This is a genomic window from Janthinobacterium sp. BJB446 (assembly GCF_002735655.1).
Taxonomy (GTDB): domain Bacteria; phylum Pseudomonadota; class Gammaproteobacteria; order Burkholderiales; family Burkholderiaceae_D; genus Janthinobacterium; species Janthinobacterium lividum.
Map to the genome: position 1 here is coordinate 1,904,288 of NZ_PDZK01000001.1, position 22,334 is coordinate 1,926,621.

Consider the following 22,334-nt stretch of genomic DNA (forward strand, 5'->3'; position numbering starts at 1 on the left):
CGGCCTGGCCCCAGCTTATGCGATCAATTCACGCTTACACCGGCTTGCGCCGCGGTCCCCGCCACCATACCAGCAAGGCCAGCAGCACCAGCACGCCGACGATGATGCCCGCGCGGGCCAGGCCGATCAGGTTTGACGGCGCGCCGCCATTGCGCAAGGTCGTCACCTGTTCCGCCGTCACCTTGATGGCGGGATTGCCGTACATCTTTTGCACGTAATTGCCGAGGGTGACGATCTGTTCGTCCGACAGAGTCTGGCGGAAGGCAGGCATCAAATGACCGGCATGGGCACCCCTGCCATCCTGCCGCTCGACGCCATCGAGGATTGCCATCACCAGGTTGTTGCTGTTGCTGCGGCCCGTCACCGAGTTATGGAACAGCGGCGGCAAGCTGCCGTCGAAACTGCCCTCGCCCCTGGCCTGGTGGCAGCTGGCGCACTGCGCATCGTACAGCTGCGCGCCCGACATCTGGTTCAGGTTTTGCGGCAGCGGCACGCCACGGATGGCGTTCAGCTCGTCGCCCGCCTGGCCCCATTGCGTCACCGGTTTCACGTCCGCCTTGTCGCGGATGGCGGGTACGCTCTTGATGTAATGCGCGATGGCGTTCAAGTCCGCGTCGCTCAGATGCTTCAGGCTATGGTCGATGGCTTCGGCCATCGGTCCGGCCGCCTGCGCCTTGTTGGCCGCGCGGCCCGTACGCAGGTAGCCGGCCAGTTCCTGCTGGCTCCAGCCGCCGACACCGCTGTTGACGTCCGACGTGATATTCGGCGCATGCCAGGTGCCCAGATCAGCGCCGCCCAGTTCCTTCGACAGCTGCTCGGCCATCAGCGCATTGCGCGGCGTGTGGCAAGTGCTGCAGTGGGCCAGCCCCTGCGCCAGGTAGGCGCCGCGGTTCCACTCCATGCTTTTCGATGTATCTGCCACAAACAGTTTCTTGTCGAGGAAGAGCAGATTCCAGCCCGCCATCGACAGGCGGATATTGAACGGGAATGGCAAGTCCGTCTTTTGCGCCGGCGCCGTGTCCACCGCCGCCACACCATGCATGAAGTAGGCGTACAGGGCGGCCGTATCGTCATCCGTCACTTTGGCGTAGGCCGTGTAGGGCATGGCCGGGTACAGGCGCGCGCCGTCGGCCCGCACGCCATGGCGCACGGCAGCGGAGAACTGCGCCAGCGTGTAGTTGCCGATGCCATGCGTTGTCGACGGCGTGATATTGGTGGCAACGATGGCGCCCAGCGGCGTCGCCAGCGCCAGGCCGCCCGCCATCGGCTTGCCGCCAGGTACGCTGTGGCAGGCAATGCAGTCGCCGGCCGTGGCAAGGTAGCGGCCACGTTCGATCGCCTGCACGTCCGCGCCGGGAGCTTGCGCGGCCAGCACCGGCATGGCCGCGAGGGACAGCAAGGCGGCGCAAGCCGCCAGTCGGAAGGCCGCCATCATGCTGTGCCTCCCCGTTGTTCATCGAGGATGTGCTTGACGGTGCGCAGTGCCACGGCCAGGCCGTTTTCCGTCGAATTGCAGGTGCCGGATGTGGGCAGCACGCCGGTGCTGCACAGGAACAGGTTGGCATGGTCGAAGGTGCGGCCCCACTGGTCGCACACGGCCTTGGCGGGATCGGAACCCATCGACAGGGTGCCGCAGATGTGCTGGTTGTTGGCGAACACGCATTCCTTGCTGTGGCGCAGATTGGTGCCGCCCATCAGCCTGGCGATCTGCTCGAAATCCTGCTTAGAGCGCTCGTGGCCCCGCTTGGTGTACTCGTCGATCGCATAGTGCGCCTGCGGCTTGGGAATGCCCATGGCATCCTTTTCGCTGCTGAGGGCGATGCGGTTTTCCGGGTTCGGCAGCACTTCCAGCACGTTCTTCAAACTCATTTCGCGGGCCGAGCGGAAACGCAGCTGCTGCTCGAATTCCTCGCCAAACACGCCCTTGCCGATCAGTTCCTTGGTGGCCCCATCGACGCGCGAGATGTTCGTGAAGTCCAGGCGGTACGGCGAATGCTGGCTGCGGAAATCGCCGTCGCGCATGGTGTTGATGGAATTGGGGCTTTGCGGGCCCCGGCCCAGCCACAGGTCTTCATCGGCGTCGAAGGTGATCGAGGTGCTCGGGTGGTCCATCAGATTGCGGCCCACCATGTCGCTGCTATTGGCCAGGCCGTTCGGGTATTTGTCCGAGGCGGAAACGAGCAGCAAACGGGGGCTTTCGATACCGTTGGCCGCCAGGATGAAGGTCTTGGCCGTGACGCGGTGGCTTTTCTTGTCGACGTCGTAGTACAGGGCGGCCGTGATGCGGCCCTGCGCGTCGTGCTCCAGCTTGTAGACGTTGGCATTGCAGACGATCTTCACGCCCGCGTCTTCGGCCTGCTGCGCGGCGATGCCGCCGTGGTATTGCGCGTCGATGGGGCAGATCGGCTGGCAGCTGTTGTTGCCGCAGCAGGCCGGGCGGCCATCGTAGCTGACGCTGTTGCGCGCCACCGTGTTGCCGACCACCTTGAACGTGGGATCGAGGCGTTCGCGGATGCGGCGCATGGCGTACGGCTCCGTCACGGGGTCCATCGGGAAGGCCTGCTTGCGCGGCGAACCCGTATTGTCCGCACCGGAAACGCCCATGATGTCTTCCGCTTCCTGGTAGAACGGCTCCAGGTCTGCGTAGCTGATGGGCCAGTCGACGCCCACGCCGTACAGGGTATGGATGCGGAAGTCGTTCGGCACATTGCGCCACGCCTGCGCGGCCCAGTGCCACGAGGTGCCGCCGAACTGGCGGATGTATTCGGCCGGGTACGGATACGGACCGGCCTGCACCAGGTAGCCGTTATCCTTCGGCTGGTAGATCGGGTGCGGCGCCGTGGCCACAGAGGGATACGGCGACATCCAGTCGCTGCGGCGCGTCGTGTTGCGGAAGCGGGCGACGATTTCGCCGCGCGACACGCGTGGCCCCGCTTCCAGGATCAGCACCGAGGCGCCGGCCAGCGCCAGCTTGCGCGCGGCCAGCGAGCCGATGATGCCGGAGCCGATCACGAGGTAATCGGCGGAGAGTTCTTCAGCCATGATGGCTCCTTAAATTGGTTTTCTGGCCCAGCTGCCGTAGGCGCCGTAGGAATACGTGGGAGGCTTGAGCACATCGGCCACGACGGCCGCGTTCAATGCCTGCTCGTAGGCGACGCAGACGGCCGCCTCGCCCGTGCCGACGATGCCCAGGTACCAGGCGCTGGCGATCTGGCGCGGCAAGGCCGCCAGCGGCGACTGGGCCGGGTCGAGCCCGTCGAGCGCTTCCTGCAGGCCGGCCGCCTGCAGACCCTGCGCATTGATCAGGGCCAGCAGCGCGCGCACATTCACGGGGAAGGCCGCGTCCTGCGCCACCAGCGCGTCATACAGGCGCCTGGCCAGCACGGGATCGAGCACCTGGCGCCCCACCAGCATGGCCGACACGCCCAGGAATGCGCCCTGCTCCGCACTGGCGACCGGTTCGGCCAGCGCCCAGGGGATCAGCGCCGCGGCCGAAGCCGACAGCAAACCGGCCAGCACCATGCGGCGGCCGGGATTCAGAGGGCCGCGGCCCTCCTTATTGTGTGTAGCGTCCAATTGAAGCTCCCGTGAGTTCAGCAACCGTTCAGAAAGAATGCTTGAGACCGACCATCACCACCGTCTGGCCGCCGTTCGACGACGGCGTGCCGTTTTGCGAATCGCCGACCGAGGCGACGGCGTTGACGATGTTGCCGTCCTGGCCCAGGGTCTGGCCGCGCGCCAGCTGGCGCGCTTCGATCAGGTAGATCGCCGTGCGCTTGGACAGCGCGTAATTCTGTTCGAACGACAGCTGGCGGTAGCGCGCGCGGTCCGACACGCCGTTGGCGTGGCTGGCGAAGGTGTCGCTGTAGCCGGCGGACAGGAACCACTGCGGCGTCAGCTGGTAGCTGGAGATCAGGCCGGCCGTGTTGAAGATGGCCGTGTCGCGGAAGGCCGAGCGGCTGCCCGCCTGGTACTGCACGTTGCTGACATTGGCGCCCACCATCCACTTGCCCATGGTGTAGCGCGCGCTGGCGGCGATGAACGCTATGCTTTCCGCCGAGGCGTAGCCCTGGTTGATGGCGGAGATGCCGAAGCTGCCCGATGCGTTGTCGCTCCAGCCGGCGCCATTCTGTCCATTTTTCAGTTTCAAGTAGCCGAGCGCGAATTCGGCTGGCGCGGTGCTGTACTTGACGGCGGCGCTGAAGCTGCTGCCCGCGGCATTGCCGTCGGCCGCCTCGCCAAAGCCGTATTGCGCGCTGGCCTGCAGGCCGCGCCATGCGGGCATGCTGTAGGTGACGGAATTGCTGATGCGCACGGTCGTATCGAGGCCGTCGATATCGCCCGGGTGGGCGCCGGTCGCGCCCGTCAAGACATTGCTCGACGCCAGGGAACCCACGAGCAGGTAGTACGGCGTGTACTGGCGGCCGGCCGTCACGGTGCCGTAGGCTGCCGATTGCAAGCCCACGTAAGCCTGGCGATTGAACAGGGAGCTGGCCGAACTTTGCGCGCCCGTGTCGCTTTCAAAGCCGTTTTCCAGCAGGAACAGCGCCTTCAGGTCGCCGCCCAGGTCTTCCACGCCCTGGAAACCGATTTTGCTGGCAGACAAGCTGCCGCTGCGCATGTAGGTATTCGAATTGCCGCCCTGATTGCTCGCGTACGCGGTGGCCGCGTCGACCACGCCATAAATGGTGACATTGCTTTGGGCGCAAACGTTTGCGCCGATGAGCGTGGAGACGGCCAGCGCCGCAGCGCGCATGCATGTTTTGTTCATTTTTTTCCTGACTTTCCTGTTTTATCTGGCGAAATACGGGCGTGGCGCCTGTTGCCGCCCCATCCATCGATACGGGCGTCCGCTGTTCTTCTTGATTTGGATCAAGTGAGGCAAATTATACGCTTATTTACTCACATATAAGTGATTGACTGTAAGGCATAGTCTTATAGCAAAACTTTCTTGTGTCTTATAGCAAAATCGGCAGGAGCACGGCCGCATGCCCCGCAACGTGCGGAAATGCGGGGAACAGATATGGGGAAAGCAGCGGCGGCGCGTGTCGGAAAACACGCGCCCGGTGGATAGTCAGGCGGGCAGAAAAACGGGGAAACCGGGGAGGTCAGCGCAGGATGGCGGGCGCCACCGGCAGGGTTTCGAGGGCAATGAAGGCTTCCAGGGTGCGGCGCATGTCTTCGAACACCTGCTTGCCATAAGCCGCTTCCAGGTGGGCATATTGCAGGTCGATGAGTTTACCCATCTGCATCAGCAAACTGGCGCCCGCTTCCGACAGGTGCACCTTGCGGCGGCGCTGGTCGCCTTCGAACTTGCTGCGCCCGATCAGGCCGATTTCTTCCATCCGCGCCAGGATGCCGCTCATGCTGGGACTGGAAATCTGGCAGATCTCGCACAGCTCGCGCGGTTCCAGGGTCGGACTTTCATTCAGCGCGCGCATGATGCGCCACTGCTGCTCCGTCACGCCGAAGTGATTGAGGATGGGGCGGAAATGCTGCAGCAGGCTGTCGCGGGCCTTCAGCAGCAGTTGCGGCATGTTCGGATAACGGATCGGTAGCTGCAAGTGGAACTCCTGGGTGGCCAGCACAATGAGCGTCATTATACGACTCGCCCGGGGACAATAGCGGCAAAATTCCCCCTCCATGCCGCTCCGGATGGCGCGCGCCGTTCGCCGCTGGCATGCGGCGCGCCATCCCCTGCCATCGCGTCAGCCCCTGGCTTTTCTCTGCTCCGGGATGAAGTGTTCGCGCACGGCCTTGGCCAGCAAGTCCGGCGGCAGCAAGCCCTGCCCCAGCAGGAAATTATTGAATGCCAGGCGGTCGAATCTGTCTCCCAGCGCCAGCTCCGTTTCCGCGCGCAGCTGCAGGATGCGCGTGTAGCCATAGAAATAGCTGCCCGCCTGGCCCGGCGCATTGAAGGTGTAGCGGTCCAGTTCCTGGCGCGCCATCGGTTTCGACAGCATCACTTCTTCCGTCAGGATACGGCCCGCCTCTTCGCGCGTGACTTGCCCCAGGTTCAGCATCGGATCGAGCATGGCGCGTGCCGCGCGCAGCATGCGGAACTGCAGCGCGATGAACTGGCCTTCGGCCGGCTCGTAGGGAATCATCTCCGCCTCCGCGTACAGCGCCCAACCTTCCACGTTGACGCTGTTGAACGCGTACAGGCTGCGCGCCTGCGACACGCCCCGCTCCACCATGGCGCTGAACTGCAGCTCGTGGCCAGGGCGGCCTTCGTGCGCGCTCAGGGTCCAGGCGGCGCCGGCGAAATTGAAATCGTCATAGGCTTCGCCCTTGCCGCTGGCAGCCGGATTGCTGACGGGGAGGACGAACTGGCCGTGCTCGCCCATATTGCCGATCAGCGGAGGCGGACGCATATGCGGCGCCGGCTGGGCCGCCGATTCGGCGGCGGATGCCAGGCGCATGGTCATGGCGCGCGCAGGAATATCGACCACGCGCTGCCGGGCGATGCGCTGCTCCAGCTGCGTATTGACGCCCTTGTAGTGCGCCTCGAGCTGCTCGTTGGGGATGGAATCGGCCTTCAGCGCGCGCAGCACCTGGCGGTAATCACTGCCGTCGACGCCCTTCAATGCCAGCTTGGCCGCCACCACGGGCGCCAGCGCCTGCATGGCGGCGCGCGTTTCCAGGTAAGCCACCTGCGCCCGTTCGACCAGCGCGCGCGGTTCGATATCGATGCCCACCTGCTTCAGGCGGAATGCGTACAGCTCGGGCGCCATGCGGAAATCCGTGCGCGACAGGGGCAGCACCACTTGCTTTTCCCACGCCGCGTATTCGTTCAACTGCAGCTCCATGGCCGCCAGCGCAGGCCCGGCGCCAGTGATTTTCATGTCGGCGAACAGCTTGCGGATGCCGGCGATATACGTCGGCACGTTTTCCAGCGACTGCTCCACCTGCAGCCGCACGGGTCCCGCCAGGCCAGGCTGGCCGATTTGCTCCGTGAAGCGCGCCTTGGCCTGCTGCGTGATCGGCGTGCTGCCCGGGAACTGGCCCACATAGCGCTGCAGGCGTTCGAGCGCCTTGGCGCGGCGCGCGGCCGGGCGCTGTTCCTGCAGCAGGCTTTGCATGCTGCCAAAGACCATTTGCGGCACATCGACCCACGGCAAGGTGTACTTGGCTTCCAGCTGGGTGTCCGTGATTTCCTGGTCGACAGCGCCGATCAAGATTTCCAGATCCTGGCGGATGCGCTCGTCGCGTTCCAGTTCCAGCTTTTGCTGCAATTGCGCGCGCGCCTTCTGCATGGCCGCCACATGGCGCTCGGTGATGTTCGGCCCCAGGTCGGCGGCCAGGCCGTCGTACTGGGCCAGGCCCGTGTCGGAGGCGTCTTCGGGCGAGAACTGCGCCTGGGCCGCCAGCACGATGGCCGCGTTGCGGTTGCTCGCTTCCACCCAGGCCGATGAAGCGCTGGCAGTTGCAGGGGCGGCGGCCATGGCGGGCATGGCAAACGAGACGGAAAGTGCGGCTACCAGCACGGTCTTGGACAATTGCGGAGTGACGGACATCGGGGGATTCCTTCCTGAGGTGAGCGATGAGCGAAGCGGCGAGTATCGGCCAGCCTCGCATGCCTGTCAATTCAGGCCGTTCAGCGCGGGCAGGTTGCGGGCAGGTTCCACGGGGTGACGATCTGGATCGCGGACAATGGCGGCGCCTGCGCCAATGCCGGCAGCGCGCCTTGCGCCCGCAGGATTTCCTGGCAGGCGCGGCGCATGTCCTGGCCCAGGTCATGGTGCAGCACGGCCTGGATGGCGCCCGACTTGAGCAGCGCCACGTTGTCCGCGTCCAGGTCATGACCGATGAAGACCTGGCAAGGCCGGTCCGCCTGCGCGAATGCCTGCACGATGGCGGCATTGCCGCCGCCGATGGAATACACGGCGGCGATATCCGGATGATCTGCCAGGGCTTGCCGCACCAGCGCGCCCGTGGCGCCATCGATGCCATGGCCTTCGCTCACTTCGACGATGCTCAAATGGCGGTGCCGTTCGCGCAGCGCGCGGCGAAAGCCGATCTCGCGCTCTTCCTCGCCATGAAAACGGTTGCTGCTCAGGGTCACCAGCACTTGCTGCTGCCGCTTGCCCGCGCCCAGCCACTGGCCGATCAGGCAGGCGGCCGTTTCGCCCGCCGCGCGGTTATCCATGCCCACATAGCTGCGGCGCGCGGAAGCTGGCAAGTCCGTCACCAGGGTCACCACGGGAATGCCGGCCGCCGCCAGCCGGCTCACCGCCTCGGCCACCGGCGGCAAGTCCGGCGCTTTCAGCAGTACGCCGTGGCTGCCGTTCTTGCGGATGCGTTCCAGCAGTTCGACGATGCTATCCACGTCCAGCGTTTCATGCAGGTGAAAGCGGGAGCGCAGCACGGCCGGATGCAAGGACGGCAGTTCCGTTTCCAGCGCCACGCGCACGGCGTGCGTAAAGCGCTGCGGCGCCACCATCAGCACGTCGAGCATGAATTTTCTGCCGGCCAGCCCCACCTGCGTGCTTTGCCGCGCCAGCTCATCGAGCGCCTGCATCACGCGGCGCACGGTATTGGCGTGCACGCCGCCGCGCTGCTTGATCACGCGGTCGACCGTGGCCACGCTGACGCCGGCCTGCAGCGCCACGACCTTGACGGGAAACGGATGCGTCATGCCATGTCCGATCTAATTGATGGTTTTTTGATGGATTTCTTGATGAAAAATGCGGATTTTCATCCCTATACTGATACTACAACATACAACATCAGGAGACACCGCATGCCCACCACAAACGCCGGCGCAGCGCCGCCCAGCCCCTTCTGGCTGTCGCAGCAAGACTGCCGGCTCGATGATTTCATCCGTACCGTCAGCCAACGCACGGCGCTGGCCGACTATCCCCACGCCGCTTCGGTCGATGCGAATATCCTCGTCTACGACTGCGACGCCGTGCGTGCGCTGGCCGCCAGTGCGGCGTCGCTGCGCGCGCTGCAGGCAGAATGGGGCAAGGCGCTGATGGATGGTCCCGGCGTCATCGTGCTCCAACGCGCCGTCGACGACACGGCGACTCTGGAACAGGTCAGCGGCGTGTTTCGCGCGCTGATCGCCGAACAGCATGCCAGCGGCCAGGCGGGCGGTGACCACTTCGCCAAACCGGGCGCGAATGACCGCATCTGGAACGCCCAGCAAAAACTGTGTCTGCGCGCGCCCGAGGCGTTCGCGCGCTACTACGCCAATCCCGTCTTCGCCTGGATAGCCGAGGCCTGGCTGGGGCCCGCCTACCAGGTGACGGCGCAAGTGAACGTCGTCAATCCCGGCGGAGCGGCCCAGGCGCCGCACCGCGACTACCACCTGGGCTTCCAGAGCGCGGCCAGCTGCGCCGCCTATCCCGCGCCCGTGCACCAGATGTCTGCCCTCTTGACCTTGCAGGGCGCCGTCGCCCACTGCGACATGCCGCTCGAATCGGGGCCCACCCTGTACCTGCCCTATTCGCAGCGCTACCCGGCCGGCTTTCTCGCCTGGCAGCAGCAGCCTTTCCGCGACTATTTTGCGCGACATTGCGTGCAGCTGCCGCTGTCCCAAGGCGACGCCGTCTTCTTCAACCCGGCCCTGTTCCATGCGGCAGGCCACAACCGCTCGTCCGATATCCGGCGCATGGCCAACCTGCTGCAGGTATCGTCGCCATTCGGGCGCGCCATGGAAGCGCTGGACCGCCGCGCCATGAGCGCAGCGCTATACCCGGCGCTGCAGGCGCTGCGCGCGCAGGGCGACTTGAATGAGCTTGGCGCCAGCCACGCGATCGCCGCCTGCGCCGAGGGCTATGCATTCCCCAGCAACCTGGACCGCGACCAGCCCATCGGCGGCATGGCGCCGCCCACGCAGCAGCAGCTCATGCACGAAGCGCTGGCACAACACTGGCCCGCTGCCCGCTTCCTCGATGCCCTGGACAGCCATGCCTGGCGCCAGCAAGCCTGATCCCATCCCCCGTCACCTCAGGAGCAAGCTCATATGCAAGACCTCAACATCGGCCTGATCGGCGCCGGCTACATGGGCAAGGCCCACACCATCGCCTATAAAGCCGTGCGCAGCATTTTTCACACGTCACTGAACCCCGTGTGCGCCTGCATCAGCACCAGCAGCGAAGCAGGCGCTGCCCGCAGCGCACAGGAACTGGGCTGGCAGCGTTCCACGGGCGACTGGCGCGCACTAGTGGCCGATCCCGCCATCGACGCCATCGTCGTCGCCACGCCGCCGGCCACGCACAAGGAGATCGTGCTGGCGGCGCTGGCCCTGGGCAAACCCGTATTTTGCGAAAAGCCGCTGGGCATGACGGCCGCCGAATCCCTGTTACTGGCGCAGGCGGCGGAAGCAGCGGGCGTGGCCAACATGGTGGGCTATAACTACATCCGCACACCGGCCAGCCAGCTGGCGCGACAGATCATCGAGTCGGGCGAAATCGGCGAGATCATCCACGTCGCCGCCGAACACGTGGAAGACTACCTGCATGATCCGCGCGCCCCCGCCTCGTGGCGCACGCGCGAAGCTACGGCGACCAGGGCCGGCGCGCTGGCCGACGTGGGCTCGCACCTGCTCAACCTGGCCCTGCGCCTGGGCGGCCCCGTCGACTCGCTGGTGGCGGACATGAACACCGTGCACGCGCAGCGGCAAGGGCCGGACGGCATGGAGGCGGTGGAAAATGACGACCAGGGGAATGTGATGCTGCGCTTTGCCAGCGGCGCGCTGGGCGCCATGACCTTCAGCCGCGTGGCGGCCGGGCGCAAGATGGGTTACACCTACCGCATCACGGGGACGAAAGGCGCGATCGCCTTCGACCAGGAAAACCAGAATGAACTATGGCTGTACGACGCCAGCCGCCCCGCGCAGCGCCAGGGTTTCCAGCGCCTGCTGATGGGACCGGCCCACCCCGACTACCTGGCATTCAGTCAGGGCGCCGGGCACGGCACCGGTTACAACGAGCAGATCGTCATCGAAGCGCGCGATTTTCTGCAGGCGATCGCCAGCGGCCAGCCGGTCTGGCCCACCTTCCGTGACGGCTACGAGGTGGACCGGCTGATCGACGCGGCGCTGCGCTCCGTGCAGGAGCGCAGCTGGATCACGCTGCGCTGACAGCAGGAGCGTGATTAGTACGCCAGGCCGTAACCGAACCTGTACAGCGGATGGGCCGTGTCATACGGCACGTCCGATTTCTGCACCTGCACTTCGGCCATCGACGATGGCAGTTCGAACGGCAGCTTGCCTTGCGGCTTGGCCTTGCCCGTCAGGACGTCGAACAGCGCGCCGTCGCTCACGCCAAAGTTGGCGAGGATGGCGCTGGCCTTGTCCTGCACGTTGCCGAGGATGGCCGGGCGGTCCAGATACACGGTGACCACCGTCTTCGGCGCGTACTTCGCCGCGTTCTTGATCGCCTCGTAGTCGGCGTCGCCATCGGCGTAGTTCAGGCGCCCCTCGTGCTGCATGCTGCCGAAGATGTAGTTCGGGTGCAGTATCTCGAATGGCGCGGCCACGCGCAGCAGGGCCACGTCCGCTTCCTGGGGCGTGGCGACCACCGTGTAGCCATACTGCTTCGCCACGGCCGCATCGATGCCGTACAGGTAGACCTTCTTGACGCTGGCCGCCAGCGGCAAGACCTTGTCCTTGTTTTCCAGCAGGACCAGCGAGCGGCGCTGGGCATCCAGGCCCGCCTCGATGAAGTCCGCCTTGCCCACGGTGGTGGCCGCAGCAGCCGCATCGACGAACGGATGCTCGAACAGGCCCTGTTTGAATTTCTGCACCAGGATGCGGCGCGCCGAGGCGTTGATGCGCGCTTCCGTCAACTGGCCCCGCTGCACGGCTTGCGTCAGGTACGGCGCTTCCGTCACGCCGCCAAACTGGTCCATCCCCGCCGTCACGGCCTTGACATAGCGCTCGGCCTTGGTGGCGTCCTCCATGCCCCACGGCGTACCGAAGCCGATGAAGGACGGCGCCACGCCAGGCGCCGTGCCGTTGCGGCAATTGGCGTCGCAGTCGGACGTGATGCCCCAGTCGGACAGGATCACGCCGTCAAAACCGTATTTGCCGCGCAGCAGATCCGTCAGCATGGTCTTGCTGAAACCGGCCGCCACCTGTTCCAGGGTGATGCCGTCGATGGTGATGTTCCCATCAGGCAGAGCGTAGGTCGGCATGACGGAGGCCGCCTTGGCCGTGAAGGCGCCCTCGAAAGGTTTCACGTGGTAGGCGAAGTTGTTGCCCGGGTAGGTCATGTAGCGGCCATAGTAATTGTGGCCGTCGAAGCCCTCTTTCGTGGCGCCGTAGCCGACCCAGTGCTTGACGACGGCCACCACGCTGCCATCGTGCAAGCCCGTGTTCCCATCCTGGAAGCCCTCGATGTAGTGCTGCACCATGCGCTTGGCCAGGTCCGCGTCTTCGCCAAAGGTGCCGTTGATGCGCGACCAGCGCGGCTCGGTGGCCAGGTCGGCCTGCGGCGACAGCGCCTGCGTGATGCCGACGGCCAGGTATTCCTGGCGCGCGATATCGCCGAAACGGCGCACCAGCGCATCGTCGCCGATGGCAGCCAGGCCCAGGGTTTCCGGCCACTGCGAGAACCCCTTGGTGCCGGCGCTGGCGCCCACCGTGTACTGGAAATGGTGGCGCGGATCCGTGCTGATGGAGACGGGAATGCCGTGGCGCGACGTTTCGCTCAGGGCTTGCACCTTGTTGTACTGGGTCGCCATGTTGGCCGCGTCGCCCGCCATGCGGGTGATGAAGGTGTTGACGTACTGCTTGACGATCAGGTCTTGCAGGGCCGTCAAGTCGTACGCGCCGCCCTGGCCGATGCCGGTGGGGTCGGCCACGGTGGGCGCCGTGCCGTGCATCATCAGGCCCGCTTTTTCATCAAGGCTCATGCGCGACAGCAGGTCGTCGGCGCGCGCCTCGGCCGACAGGCGCCAGTCTTCGTACGGGTCGATCTTGCCGTTGCGGTTCATGTCCTTGAAGGCATAGCCGTCGACCTTGAGCTGGGCATAGGTGGTGGCGCCGAACACGGGCTGCTTGTATTCCTCGCTGACGGTGTCGTTGCCGCAGGCGGCCAGGGCAAGCGTGGCGACGCAGCCGGCGACCATGCGGGCCATCGGTTTCAAAGTGCAATTCATCATTATCTCCAAGACTGTTTTTGTAGGTATCAAGGCGCGGCAGCAAGGCCGGCCGAAAACAATATAGCGTGAGAATGCGTGAGTTTCTTGACCGCGCAGCACGCGTTTTATACCCGCGAGAACAATTTTTGGTTAGACGGCACGACAACCAACAATCTCCTACAAAGTGCTAATATTTGTGAAAAATTACTACAACAAGCAGGAGACACCCTTGCACAAACCCGATACGCGCACGGTTTCGAACCGGATCGCGCAGCAATGCGCGCGCGCCATGCAGGCCGATGGACACGATCCCGCCGACTTTTTTCAGCAAACGGGCATCACGCCGGCGCAGCTTACGGAACCTGGCGGGCGCATCAACGCCGAGCGGCACCGCCGCATGACGGCCTACGCCCAGCAACTGCCGCAGCACCGGGCCCTTCTCGACCTCGATGTGACGCACTGGTTCGCGCATTACTCCGGCATCGCCCACGTCTGCTTCAACCGCCCCACCCTGCGCAGCGCCCTGCACGAGCTGCTGCACTTGCGGGGCCTGATCGGCGAGTTCGACTTCATGCTGATGAGCGAGAACGGCACGCGCATCGAGATCGAATACCTGTCCGAGTTCTGCCCGGCAGGCGGCGCCATGCAGGCGCTGGCCAATTTCCGCATGCTGTCGCTGGTGGCGCGCGCCTACGACGATGGCGCGCCCACCGCCTTCCATGCCGGCTTCCAGGGCAAGGCGCCGTGGTTCGCGCCGGCCATTTCCGAGTGTTTTGGCGCCGCCGCCACCTTCGGCCAGGCACGCAACACGCTGACGTTTGACGCGCCGGCGCTGGACCGGCCTTTCGCCCAGTTCAACGCCATGCTGGCGCCGCACGCGCTGCGGCACGCGCAGGGGCAATTGCAGCAGCTGCAAGGCGCGCAGCTGTTTTCCGCCCGCGTGGAGCAAGCCATCATCGATTTGCTGGGCCGGCAAGGCGCAGGAGATGCCGACGGCGCCTCGCTGCTGCCGGCCCTGTGCGACGGCCTGGCGATGAACCGCTGGACCTTGCAGCGCCAGCTGCAGCAGGAGCAGACGTCGTTCCGCGCGCTGGAACTGCGCGCCAAGAGCCGCGAATCGCGCCGGCTGCTGCGCGAAACGAACCTGAGCGTGGTGGAAATCGGCGAGCGCCTCGGCTTTTCCTCGCAAAGCGCGTTCACCCGCTTCTTCAAGAACCAGTTCGAACTGCCGCCGGCGCGCTACCGGCAGGATGCCGCCGGAGCCTAGAGAAAGAGACAAGTGGCAAGCAACAAGAAACAAGAAACAAGAAAACCTGCAAGCCACGAAACGGCCCAAGTCAGGGAGACAGGCTCCCCGGGCCAAGCGGGCCTGAAAAATGTCGAGGGCAAGGCGCAGCGACGCAGACAGTACGCATGTACGGCAAGGAAGCTGCAACGCCGCCATCGGCATTTTCTCAGGCCCGCGTCTCCGGCCCGCTGTTCTCAATCTCTACCCGGCCGTATCCGGAACCAGATCGCATACATGGCGGGCAGGAACACCAGGGTCAGCACCGTGCCGGCAAACGTACCGCCGATCAGGGTGTAGGCCAAGGTGCCCCAGAAAACCGAATGGGTCAGCGGGATAAACGCCAGGATGGCCGCCAGTGCCGTGAGGATCACGGGACGCGCGCGCTGCACGGTCGCTTCAACCACGGCATCGAACGGCGCCAGGCCGGCCACTTCGTTCTGGTGGATCTGGCCGATCAGGATCAGGGTATTGCGCATCAAAATGCCCGACAGCGCGATCAGGCCGACCAGCGCATTGATGCCGAACGGCTGCTGGAACAGCAGCAAGGTGGGCACCACGCCGATCAGGCCCAGGGGACTGGTGAGGAGCACCATGACCATCGCCGAGATCGAACGCACCTGCAGGATGATCATCAGCAGGGTCAGCGCCAGCATGATGGGAAACAGCGGCAGCATGGCTTGCATTGCCTTGGCCGATTCCTCGATGGAGCCGGCCTGCTCGATGCGGTAGCCGGCTGGCAGCTTGTCGATGACGGCTTGCAGCCGGGTCGAAATGGCGCCCGAAACGTCCGGCGGCTGCAGGCCGTCGGCGATGTCGCCGCGCACGGTGATGGTCGGCTGGCGGTCGCGCCGGCGCATCACGGGTTCTTCCGAGCGCACCTCCACTGTCCCCACCTGCGACAGCGCGATGCGTTCGCCATTCGCGCCGGCCAGGGTCAGGTCGGCGATGCGCGCCGGATCCAGCCGCACGTCGCCGGCCGCGCGCGCCACCACCTGCACCGTGCGGATATCTTCGCGTACGGCGGTGACCGGCATGCCGCTGAGCAAGAACTGCAGTTGCTGCGCCACGGCGCCGGACGTCAGGCCCATCGCCTGCAAGCGCTCCTGCTGCAGGCTGAAATACAGGGTCGGCGTGCGCGTGCCCCAGTCGGTATTGACGGTGCGCATCATGGGACTGGCCTGCATCACGCGCTGCACCTCGCCGGCAATGCCGCGCAACACCGCGGGATCGGGGCCGCTGACCCGGTAGGCGACGGGAAACGGCGAATACGGGCCGAACACCAGTTGCGTGACGCGTACCCTGGCCTCGGGCGCCAGCCCGGCGGCCACGGCCACGCGCAGGCGCTGCTTCAGGGCGTCGCGCGCCTGCTGGCTGTCGGTCCGCACGACGATCTTGGCAAACGACGGGTCGGGCAATTCCGGGCCCATCGCCAGGTAAAAGCGCGGCGCGCCCTGGCCGACATAGGCCGTGACGATCTTCGCCTCGGGCTGGCCCGCCAGCCACGCTTCGACCCTGGCCGCCGCGCCGCTGGTCTGTCCGATCGCGCTGCCGTACGGCAGTTGTACTTCGATCAGTACTTCAGGACGGTCCGAGATCGGAAAAAACTGCTTCTTGACGATGGCCATGCCCAGCACGGCCAGCACGAACAGCCCGATCACTGTGCCGAACACCAGCCATTTCCGGGCGATCACGCGCCCCAGCAGCCGGCGAAAGCGGTGGTAGCGCGGCGTGTCGTACAGGCCTTCGTGGCCGCCGGCGACCTGCTTGAGCTCGGGCAGCAGCTTCACGCCCAGGTAGGGAGTGAACACCACCGCCACCACCCACGAGGCGATCAGGGCGATGCCGACGATCCAGAACATATTGCTGGTGTATTCGCCGGCGCTGGAGCGGGCAAAGCCGTTGGGCATGAAGCCCACGGCCGTGACCAGGGTGCCCGCCAGCATGGGCGCGGCCGTGTGGCTCCAGGCGTAGGCGGAGGCGGCGATGCGGCTGTAGCCCTCCTCCATTTTCACGACCATCATTTCGATGGCGATGATGGCGTCGTCCACCAGCAGGCCGAGGCCCAGGATCAGGGAACCGAGGGTGATGCGGTCAAAGTTCTTGCCGGTCGCCGCCATCACGATGAATACCACCGCCAGAGTCAGCGGCACGGCGGCGGCCACCACGATACCGACCCGCCAGCCCATGCTGATAAAGCACACCAGCATCACCACCAGCAGCGCGGCGAGGAACTTGAGCATGAATTCGTCGACCGCCGCGCCGATATTGACGGCCTGGTCGGTGACCTTGGCCAGGCTCATGCCCAGCGGCATGGCGGCGCCGATGGCCGTCACTTCCCCTTCCAGCGCCTTGCCCAGGTCCAGCCCGTTCCAGCCGTCGCGCATGACCACGCCCAGCAGCAGCGCCGGCTCGCCGCCATTGCGCACCATGAAGCTGGCCGGATCTTCCTGGCCACGGCGCACGGTGGCGATATCGGACAGGGTCAAGGTGCGCCCCTGCGCCACCACGGGCGTATCGCGGATCTTTTGCAGCGCATCGAGCGCGCCCTCGAGGCGGATGAATACCTGCGGCCCGCGCGTTTCCACCGAGCCGGCCGGGCTCAAGGCATTCTGGCCGTTCAGCGCGGCGAACACGTCTTGCGCCCGCACGCCCAGGGTGGCCAGGCGCTCCTGAGAAAACTCCACGTAGATGCGTTCGGCCTGTTCGCCGATGATATTGACCTTTTTGACGCCAGGCACATGCAGCAGCCGCTGGCGCAAGGTTTCCGCCTCGCGCACCAGCAGGCGCTGCGGCTCGCCTTTGGCTTTCAGTGCATACAGGGCAAAGGTGACGTCGGCGTATTCGTCATTGATCATGGGACCGATCACGCCGGCCGGCAAATTGGCCGCCTCGTCGCCGGCCTTCTTGCGCGCCTGGTAAAACTCGGCCTGCACCTGCTCGGGCGGCGTGCCGTCGAGCAGGGTCAGTGTCGTGAAGGCCAGGCCTGGCGTGGTGTAGGTCTCGGCCCGGTCATACCAGCGCAGCTCCTGCAGGCGCTTCTCGATCTTGTCGGCCACCTGGTCCTGCATTTCGCGGGCGCTGGCGCCTGGCCAGGCGGTGACGATGGTCATCACCTTGACCGTGAAGGCCGGGTCTTCCGCGCGACCCAGCTTGAAGAACGACAGCAGGCCGGCCAGCGAAATGAGGCAAATCAGGAACAGGGTGACGGAACGCTCGCGCACGGCCAGCGACGACAGGTTGAAGCCGGCCGCGCTCATGGACGCGCTCCGGCGCCAGCGGCCATTGGCGCCTGCTCGACCCTGACCCGTTCGCCCTGATGCAGCAGATGGGCGCCCAGCGCGACGATGCGCTCGCCCGCCTTCAGGCCACTGACGTCGGCGCCGTCATCGTGCAGCCCCTGCACCTTCACGGGCCGCCAGGTGACTTGCGCCGGTGCACCGGCGATGACCCACACGCCCTGCCCCTTGCCCCCATCGTACAGGGCCGCCAGCGGCACTTGCACGGTGCCGCCGGCCGTTTGCCCACCGGGCAGGCGCAAGGTGACGGTGGCGCCCAGCGGCGCGCTTGACAGCGCCGCATCGAGCACATAGCGCGCCTCGAAGGTCCGCGTTTGCCGGTCCGCCGTCTGCGACAACTGGCGCAAGGTGGCCGGCACGCTGGCGCCCGGCCGGCCGAACAAGGTAGCCTGGCCGGTGGAGCCGAGCGCGGGGCGCACGGTTTCCGGCAGCTGGATCGCCGCTTCGCGCCGGCCGTCATGGGCCAGGCGCACCACCACCTGCCCGGCCGCCACCACCTGGCCCGGTTCGGCCAGGGTATCCATCACGACGCCGTCGGCGTCGGCCAGCAGCACCGCATAATGCAGCGCATTGCGCGCCACCCCGGCCTGGGCTTCGGACGCCTTGAGCTGGGCGCCGGCCGCCTCAGCCGCCGCCCTCACCTGGTCGTAGTTGGATGCCGAAATGGCGCCGGTACCGCGCAAGTCGCGGTAGCGCGCTTCTTCGTCCGCCGCCTGGCGCGCGCGGGCGCGGTCGGCCGTGACGGACTCCTGCCGCGCCTGCGCCAGCAGCTGCAAGTCGTCGGCGTCGAGGCGCATCAACGGCTGGCCGCGGCGCACGGACTGACCGGCGTCGACCAGCCGTTCGCGCACCTTGCCGGAAACGCGAAAACCGAGATCGCTCTGCACGCGCGGCGCGACCACGCCCGTAAAGCTGCGCGCGCCCGGTTCGGCGCCCTGCACCGCGACGGCGCGCACCAGCGGCGTGGCGGTGCGCGGATCGGCCTGCGCCTTGTCGGCACAGGCGCTCAAAGCCAGGGGCAAGGTGGAGATGACTACAGATGAAGCGAGGCGGCGCCAGCGCATAAGAATCCCATGAACGAGTGATCAGGGTTCTCATTCTGGTACTAGTGACCAAATAAGTCAATGGTCACAATCTGACTGGAAGGTTATGGCGACAGGCTGCGCAACACAAGGCTGGACAGTTGCACCACCGCCGTTTCGCTGCTGTCGACGCTGTGTTGCAACAGCAAGGGATTGACGTAGGGGCGCATCACCAGATAGATCGCGCTGGCCGTCTCGTCGAGCGGCGTCTTGCGTTCGAAGTCGCCTGTCTGGCGCCCTTGCTGCAAGATATCCTGCAGCAAGGCGCCCATCGCCAGCTCGTAGGCCTGCACGGCTGGCCAGCGCTCGGTGGCGGCCGAGGCGGCGATATCGTACAGCTTGCGGTCCTGGAAAAACAGCCGCAAGCTGGCCTCGACGCTGGCCCTGAACATGCGCCGCAGCTGCTCTGGCGGCCGCTCGGCCGCCGCGACCGCGCTTCTTACCTCGGTTTCGATCTGGCGCAGGCAGCTGGCGCAGATATGCTCGCCGATGGCCTGCTTGGATTCGAAAAACTTATAGATATAGGCCTTGGAAAAGCCGATCGCCCTGGCCAGGTCGGAGACAGTCGTCTTTTCATAGCCGTAGCGGCTGAAGTAGTCAGTGGCGGCGGCAACGATCTGGTCGCGCACGTCGTGACCGGCGGGGCCGCGCGCAGGGCTTGGTGTATCGGGTGTAGTGGAATTCATGGCGACAGCTTAACGTGCCGCGCCGGAATGCACAATAAGTGACCAATGTGTATTATAGTCACACATTATTCTCTTTTGAACTGGAAGACCCCATGTCACTGCCGCGCCTGCGCCTCCCCTTTCTGCTGTTCGCCGCCAGCCTGGCCGCTGGCTGCACCGCCGGTGCCGATTACCGCCCGCCCGAGCTAGCGCAAGCGGCGCAGTATCCGCACCGGGCGGCGCTCGGCGCGCGCGAGGGTGCCAACACTGCCGACGCTGCCGAATTGCGGCAGTGGTGGACGGCCTTCGGCGATCCGCGCCTGACCCATCTGGTGACGGTGGCGCTGGCGCAAAACCTCGACCTGGCGCAAGCGCAGGCCAGGGTCAGGCAAGCGCGCGCCGCCACCGGTGCGGCCGACGCAGCGCTGCTGCCGTCGGCCAGCCTTGGCGGCCAGGCGGCGCGCGCCTACCAATCGGTGCAGACGCCGCTGGGCCAGGTCCTGGACGCGACGCCAGGCCATGATCGCGCCGGCAGCGCGCGCGAATTGAACCTGCAGGCGTCGTGGGAGCTCGACCTGTTCGGCGGCCTGCGCCGCGAACGCGAAGCGGCGCGCGCCGATTACGAAGCCAGCGAGGCGGGATGGGCTGCCACGCGGCTGGCCGTGGCGGCGCAAACGGCCGACCTGTACCTGTCCATCCAGGGATTGCAGGCGCGGCTCGACCTGGCGCGCCGGCAGGTCGACACGGAGGCGGCGCTGCTGGAGCTCGCCACGCTGCTATATGACAAGGGATTGGTAAACGAGCCGGCGCTGCGGCAGGCCGAAGCGTCGCTGGCGCAAGCGCGCGCCGTCGTGCCCGGCCTGGACACGGCGCGCGAGGTGGCGCTGCATGCGCTCGATGTGATGCTGGGCGCCGCACCCGGCACCTATGGCGATGAAATGGCCGCGGCAGGGGTAATGGCGCGCGCGCCGCGCATCACGGCCGATGGTGCGCCGGGCGAACTGCTGCGGCGCCGGCCCGACCTGATCGCCGCCGAACGGCGACTGGCCGCGGCCAGCGCACGCATCGGCGTGGCCGTCGCCGAGTATTACCCGAAACTGAGCCTGGGTGCCCTGTTTGGCAGCGCCACGTCCGGCGGCGCCCTGTTCGGCAGCGGCTCCGGCCAGGCCGCAGGCATGCTGGGCCTGCGCTGGCGCCTGTTCGATTTCGGCCGCATCGATGCGCAGATCGAGGCTTCCCGTGGCCGGGAAGCCGAGCTGCTGGCGGCCTACCGGCTCGCTGCGCTGCATGCCGCCGAAGACGTGGAAAACGCCTGCTCGGCCCTGCTGCGCCACGAAGAACAGGCCGCACTGCTGGCGCAAAGCGTGCAAGCGTTTGAGCGCGCCCGCGCCGCCGCGCTGGCAGCCTACGAAAAAGGCGTGGTCAGTCGGCTCGATGTGTTGCAAGCCGACACGAGGCTGCTGCGCGCAGCGGACGCGCGCGCGCAGGCGCAAACGGCATCGGCGCGCGCTGCTGTCGCCACTTACCGGGCGCTGGGCGGCGGCTGGCAGGCACCGCAGGCCGCAACAGAAGCGATGGCAGCCAGGTAAATCATCGAGCTGGCTTAATCGTCGGCTGGCAACTGCTTCGCTGCCCTGGCATCAAACGCCAGCCGTGCCGCATCGATGGCGTCGCGGTGGCCATGGGCCCAGGCGCCCAGTGCGCTGATGGGGATCAGCAGCGAGCGGCCCAGGTCCGTCAAGGCGTAGTCGACGCGCGGCGGCACGGTGGGGAACACGGTGCGCGTCACCAGGCCGTCGCGCTCGAGCCCGCGCAGGGTCAGCGTCAGCATGCGCTGGGAGATGCCGCCGATCAGGCGGCGCATCTCGTTGAAGCGCTTGGTGCCATTGCCGAGCAATATCACCACCATCACGCTCCATTTGTCGCCCACGCGCGTGAGGATGTCCGTGATCGGGCGGCAGGAAGCGGCCACGCCCGCATGGCCGCCTTCGTCGCGCATGCGCCGTTCCAGCTCCGCCCCTTGCGCGGCGGCGTCGCCAATAGTCACATCCGTGTGCCCCAGTGTGGAAAAAGTGCCTTCTTGTGCGTTCATTTGATAGTCACTATATTTAACTCGGTTACAAAAACATACCACCCGATCATACCACCCAAGAAGGCCCACATGAACATCCTGCATATCGATTCAAGCATCCTCGGCGAGCATTCCATCAGCCGCCAATTGTCCGCCGCCATCGTCGCCCGCCTGCAAGCGGCCGCGCCTGGCACCACCGCCCAGTACCGCGACCTGGCCGCGCAACCGTTGCCGCAATTTACGGCAGCCCCCAGCGCCGCCGACGGCGCAGTGCTGGCCGGCGCGCTGGAGCAAGTGCTGGCCGCCGACGTCATCGTCATCGGCGCGCCCATGTACAACTTTGCCATCCCCAGCCAGCTCAAGTCGTGGCTCGATGCGCTGGCCGTGCCAGGCAAGACGTTCCAATATGGCGCCAGCGGCCCCGAAGGTTTGTTGGGCAGCAAGCGCGTGATCATCGCCTCGACGCGCGGCGGCTATTACGGTGCCGACACGCCGATGGCGGCCCTGGAACACCAGGAAAGCCATCTGCGCGCCTTCCTCGGCTTCCTCGGCGTCACGCAGATCGAGATCGTGCGCGCCGAAGGCGTCAAGATCAGCGACGCAGCCCGGGCGCAGGCGTTGACGGGCGCCTTCGAGCAGATCGGCGCACTGCAAGCGGCCTAAGGAGTGCCAGCTGCGCCGCAAGCCGTTGCGGCGCAGCCCCTAATGCCACCGCATAGTGACAGCCTCGATAGTAACAATAAACAAAACAATATGACCGTATTCGCACATTCGCCAGTGCTACTGAACCCCGGCTTGAGAATTGTCTGGCTAACAGTCAGGCAGGAACTGAATTTTTCA

Annotated in this window: 17 protein-coding genes; 5 read left to right on the forward strand and 12 right to left on the reverse strand. The window is 66.0% G+C overall.

What is annotated here, in order from left to right; genetic code table 11:
- Positions 1 to 34: 34 nt before the first annotated feature.
- From CSQ92_RS08445 to CSQ92_RS08475, 7 genes are all read right to left on the reverse strand, one after another.
- Entirely contained in the window at positions 35 to 1,435 is a 1,401-nt protein-coding gene (locus CSQ92_RS08445; RefSeq protein ID WP_099393842.1) for a cytochrome c, read from the reverse strand.
- A complete protein-coding gene (locus CSQ92_RS08450) occupies positions 1,432 to 3,042 on the reverse strand; it encodes a GMC family oxidoreductase (protein WP_099393843.1) in 1,611 nt (536 codons plus the stop codon). Before CSQ92_RS08450 ends, CSQ92_RS08445 begins: the two co-directional genes overlap by 4 nt.
- A 9-nt stretch (positions 3,043 to 3,051) precedes the next feature.
- Positions 3,052 to 3,576 carry a sorbitol dehydrogenase family protein gene (locus tag CSQ92_RS08455; RefSeq protein ID WP_231958148.1) on the reverse strand — a complete coding sequence of 175 codons (525 nt, stop codon included), beginning with the start codon at positions 3,574 to 3,576 and terminating at the stop codon, positions 3,052 to 3,054.
- A 28-nt stretch (positions 3,577 to 3,604) separates the two neighbouring features.
- The gene (locus CSQ92_RS08460; protein WP_257219164.1) at positions 3,605 to 4,771 is read right to left on the reverse strand and encodes a porin; all 1,167 of its coding nucleotides are present in this window, start codon (positions 4,769 to 4,771) and stop codon (positions 3,605 to 3,607) included.
- A 337-nt stretch (positions 4,772 to 5,108) separates the two neighbouring features.
- Positions 5,109 to 5,600 carry a homoprotocatechuate degradation operon regulator HpaR gene (gene hpaR, locus CSQ92_RS08465; protein ID WP_240317709.1) on the reverse strand — a complete coding sequence of 164 codons (492 nt, stop codon included), beginning with the start codon at positions 5,598 to 5,600 and terminating at the stop codon, positions 5,109 to 5,111.
- Between the two features lie 108 nt (positions 5,601 to 5,708).
- Positions 5,709 to 7,517 (reverse strand): DUF885 domain-containing protein, encoded by a 1,809-nt coding sequence (locus tag CSQ92_RS08470; protein WP_099393845.1) that lies wholly within the window; start codon positions 7,515 to 7,517, stop codon positions 5,709 to 5,711.
- An 80-nt stretch (positions 7,518 to 7,597) separates the two neighbouring features.
- On the reverse strand, positions 7,598 to 8,638 hold the full coding sequence (locus CSQ92_RS08475) for a LacI family DNA-binding transcriptional regulator (RefSeq protein ID WP_099393846.1): 1,041 nt from the start codon (positions 8,636 to 8,638) through the stop codon (positions 7,598 to 7,600).
- Positions 8,639 to 8,743: 105 nt separating this feature from the next.
- Between CSQ92_RS08475 and CSQ92_RS08480 the strand changes: the two genes are divergently transcribed.
- Positions 8,744 to 9,937: a phytanoyl-CoA dioxygenase family protein gene (locus tag CSQ92_RS08480; protein WP_099393847.1), complete on the forward strand. Its 1,194-nt coding sequence runs from the start codon at positions 8,744 to 8,746 to the stop codon at positions 9,935 to 9,937.
- Positions 9,938 to 9,970: 33 nt separating this feature from the next.
- Entirely contained in the window at positions 9,971 to 11,089 is a 1,119-nt protein-coding gene (locus CSQ92_RS08485) for a Gfo/Idh/MocA family protein (protein ID WP_099393848.1), read from the forward strand.
- Positions 11,090 to 11,103: 14 nt separating this feature from the next.
- Here CSQ92_RS08485 and CSQ92_RS08490 read toward each other — a convergent pair whose 3' ends face one another.
- A complete protein-coding gene (locus CSQ92_RS08490) occupies positions 11,104 to 13,113 on the reverse strand; it encodes a glycoside hydrolase family 3 protein (RefSeq protein ID WP_099393849.1) in 2,010 nt (669 codons plus the stop codon).
- Positions 13,114 to 13,321: 208 nt separating this feature from the next.
- Here CSQ92_RS08490 and CSQ92_RS08495 point away from each other — a divergent pair, with 208 nt between their 5' ends.
- Positions 13,322 to 14,359: a helix-turn-helix transcriptional regulator gene (locus CSQ92_RS08495; RefSeq protein ID WP_099393850.1), complete on the forward strand. Its 1,038-nt coding sequence runs from the start codon at positions 13,322 to 13,324 to the stop codon at positions 14,357 to 14,359.
- A gap of 215 nt (positions 14,360 to 14,574) precedes the next feature.
- Here CSQ92_RS08495 and CSQ92_RS08500 read toward each other — a convergent pair whose 3' ends face one another.
- From CSQ92_RS08500 to CSQ92_RS08510, 3 genes are all read right to left on the reverse strand, one after another.
- Positions 14,575 to 17,637 (reverse strand): efflux RND transporter permease subunit, encoded by a 3,063-nt coding sequence (locus tag CSQ92_RS08500; RefSeq protein ID WP_099393851.1) that lies wholly within the window; start codon positions 17,635 to 17,637, stop codon positions 14,575 to 14,577.
- Positions 17,634 to 18,740, reverse strand: a complete 1,107-nt coding sequence (locus CSQ92_RS08505; protein WP_099393852.1) for an efflux RND transporter periplasmic adaptor subunit — start codon at positions 18,738 to 18,740, stop codon at positions 17,634 to 17,636. The genes CSQ92_RS08500 and CSQ92_RS08505 overlap by 4 nt, the downstream gene beginning before the upstream one ends.
- 83 nt (positions 18,741 to 18,823) lie before the next feature.
- Positions 18,824 to 19,444, reverse strand: a complete 621-nt coding sequence (locus tag CSQ92_RS08510) for a TetR/AcrR family transcriptional regulator (protein ID WP_070256955.1) — start codon at positions 19,442 to 19,444, stop codon at positions 18,824 to 18,826.
- Between the two features lie 92 nt (positions 19,445 to 19,536).
- Here CSQ92_RS08510 and CSQ92_RS08515 point away from each other — a divergent pair, with 92 nt between their 5' ends.
- On the forward strand, positions 19,537 to 21,012 hold the full coding sequence (locus CSQ92_RS08515) for an efflux transporter outer membrane subunit (RefSeq protein ID WP_099393853.1): 1,476 nt from the start codon (positions 19,537 to 19,539) through the stop codon (positions 21,010 to 21,012).
- A gap of 14 nt (positions 21,013 to 21,026) precedes the next feature.
- On the opposite strand, the gene CSQ92_RS08520 is transcribed toward CSQ92_RS08515, so the two are convergent.
- Complete coding sequence (locus tag CSQ92_RS08520; protein ID WP_092606813.1) at positions 21,027 to 21,422, reverse strand: winged helix-turn-helix transcriptional regulator; 396 nt, start codon at positions 21,420 to 21,422, stop codon at positions 21,027 to 21,029.
- 162 nt (positions 21,423 to 21,584) lie between these two features.
- On the opposite strand from CSQ92_RS08520, the gene CSQ92_RS08525 reads away from it, so the two are divergent.
- A complete protein-coding gene (locus tag CSQ92_RS08525; protein WP_099393854.1) occupies positions 21,585 to 22,157 on the forward strand; it encodes an FMN-dependent NADH-azoreductase in 573 nt (190 codons plus the stop codon).
- Positions 22,158 to 22,334: the final 177 nt, after the last annotated feature.

What these genes read in the sequence shown, in the direction of transcription:
- CSQ92_RS08475 (WP_099393846.1), bottom strand. Translation starts at nt 8,638, where the DNA reads ATGACGCATCCGTTTCCCGTCAAGGTCGTGGCGCTGCAGGCCGGCGTC.
- CSQ92_RS08515 (WP_099393853.1), top strand. Translation starts at nt 19,537, where the DNA reads ATGTCACTGCCGCGCCTGCGCCTCCCCTTTCTGCTGTTCGCCGCCAGC.
- CSQ92_RS08525 (WP_099393854.1), top strand. Translation starts at nt 21,585, where the DNA reads ATGAACATCCTGCATATCGATTCAAGCATCCTCGGCGAGCATTCCATC.
- CSQ92_RS08490 (WP_099393849.1), bottom strand. Translation starts at nt 13,113, where the DNA reads ATGATGAATTGCACTTTGAAACCGATGGCCCGCATGGTCGCCGGCTGC.
- CSQ92_RS08470 (WP_099393845.1), bottom strand. Translation starts at nt 7,517, where the DNA reads ATGTCCGTCACTCCGCAATTGTCCAAGACCGTGCTGGTAGCCGCACTT.
- CSQ92_RS08500 (WP_099393851.1), bottom strand. Translation starts at nt 17,637, where the DNA reads ATGAGCGCGGCCGGCTTCAACCTGTCGTCGCTGGCCGTGCGCGAGCGT.
- CSQ92_RS08520 (WP_092606813.1), bottom strand. Translation starts at nt 21,422, where the DNA reads ATGCGCGACGAAGGCGGCCATGCGGGCGTGGCCGCTTCCTGCCGCCCG.
- CSQ92_RS08450 (WP_099393843.1), bottom strand. Translation starts at nt 3,042, where the DNA reads ATGGCTGAAGAACTCTCCGCCGATTACCTCGTGATCGGCTCCGGCATC.
- CSQ92_RS08510 (WP_070256955.1), bottom strand. Translation starts at nt 19,444, where the DNA reads ATGAATTCCACTACACCCGATACACCAAGCCCTGCGCGCGGCCCCGCC.
- CSQ92_RS08480 (WP_099393847.1), top strand. Translation starts at nt 8,744, where the DNA reads ATGCCCACCACAAACGCCGGCGCAGCGCCGCCCAGCCCCTTCTGGCTG.
- CSQ92_RS08445 (WP_099393842.1), bottom strand. Translation starts at nt 1,435, where the DNA reads ATGATGGCGGCCTTCCGACTGGCGGCTTGCGCCGCCTTGCTGTCCCTC.
- CSQ92_RS08505 (WP_099393852.1), bottom strand. Translation starts at nt 18,740, where the DNA reads ATGCGCTGGCGCCGCCTCGCTTCATCTGTAGTCATCTCCACCTTGCCC.
- hpaR (WP_240317709.1), bottom strand. Translation starts at nt 5,600, where the DNA reads ATGACGCTCATTGTGCTGGCCACCCAGGAGTTCCACTTGCAGCTACCG.
- CSQ92_RS08460 (WP_257219164.1), bottom strand. Translation starts at nt 4,771, where the DNA reads ATGAACAAAACATGCATGCGCGCTGCGGCGCTGGCCGTCTCCACGCTC.
- CSQ92_RS08485 (WP_099393848.1), top strand. Translation starts at nt 9,971, where the DNA reads ATGCAAGACCTCAACATCGGCCTGATCGGCGCCGGCTACATGGGCAAG.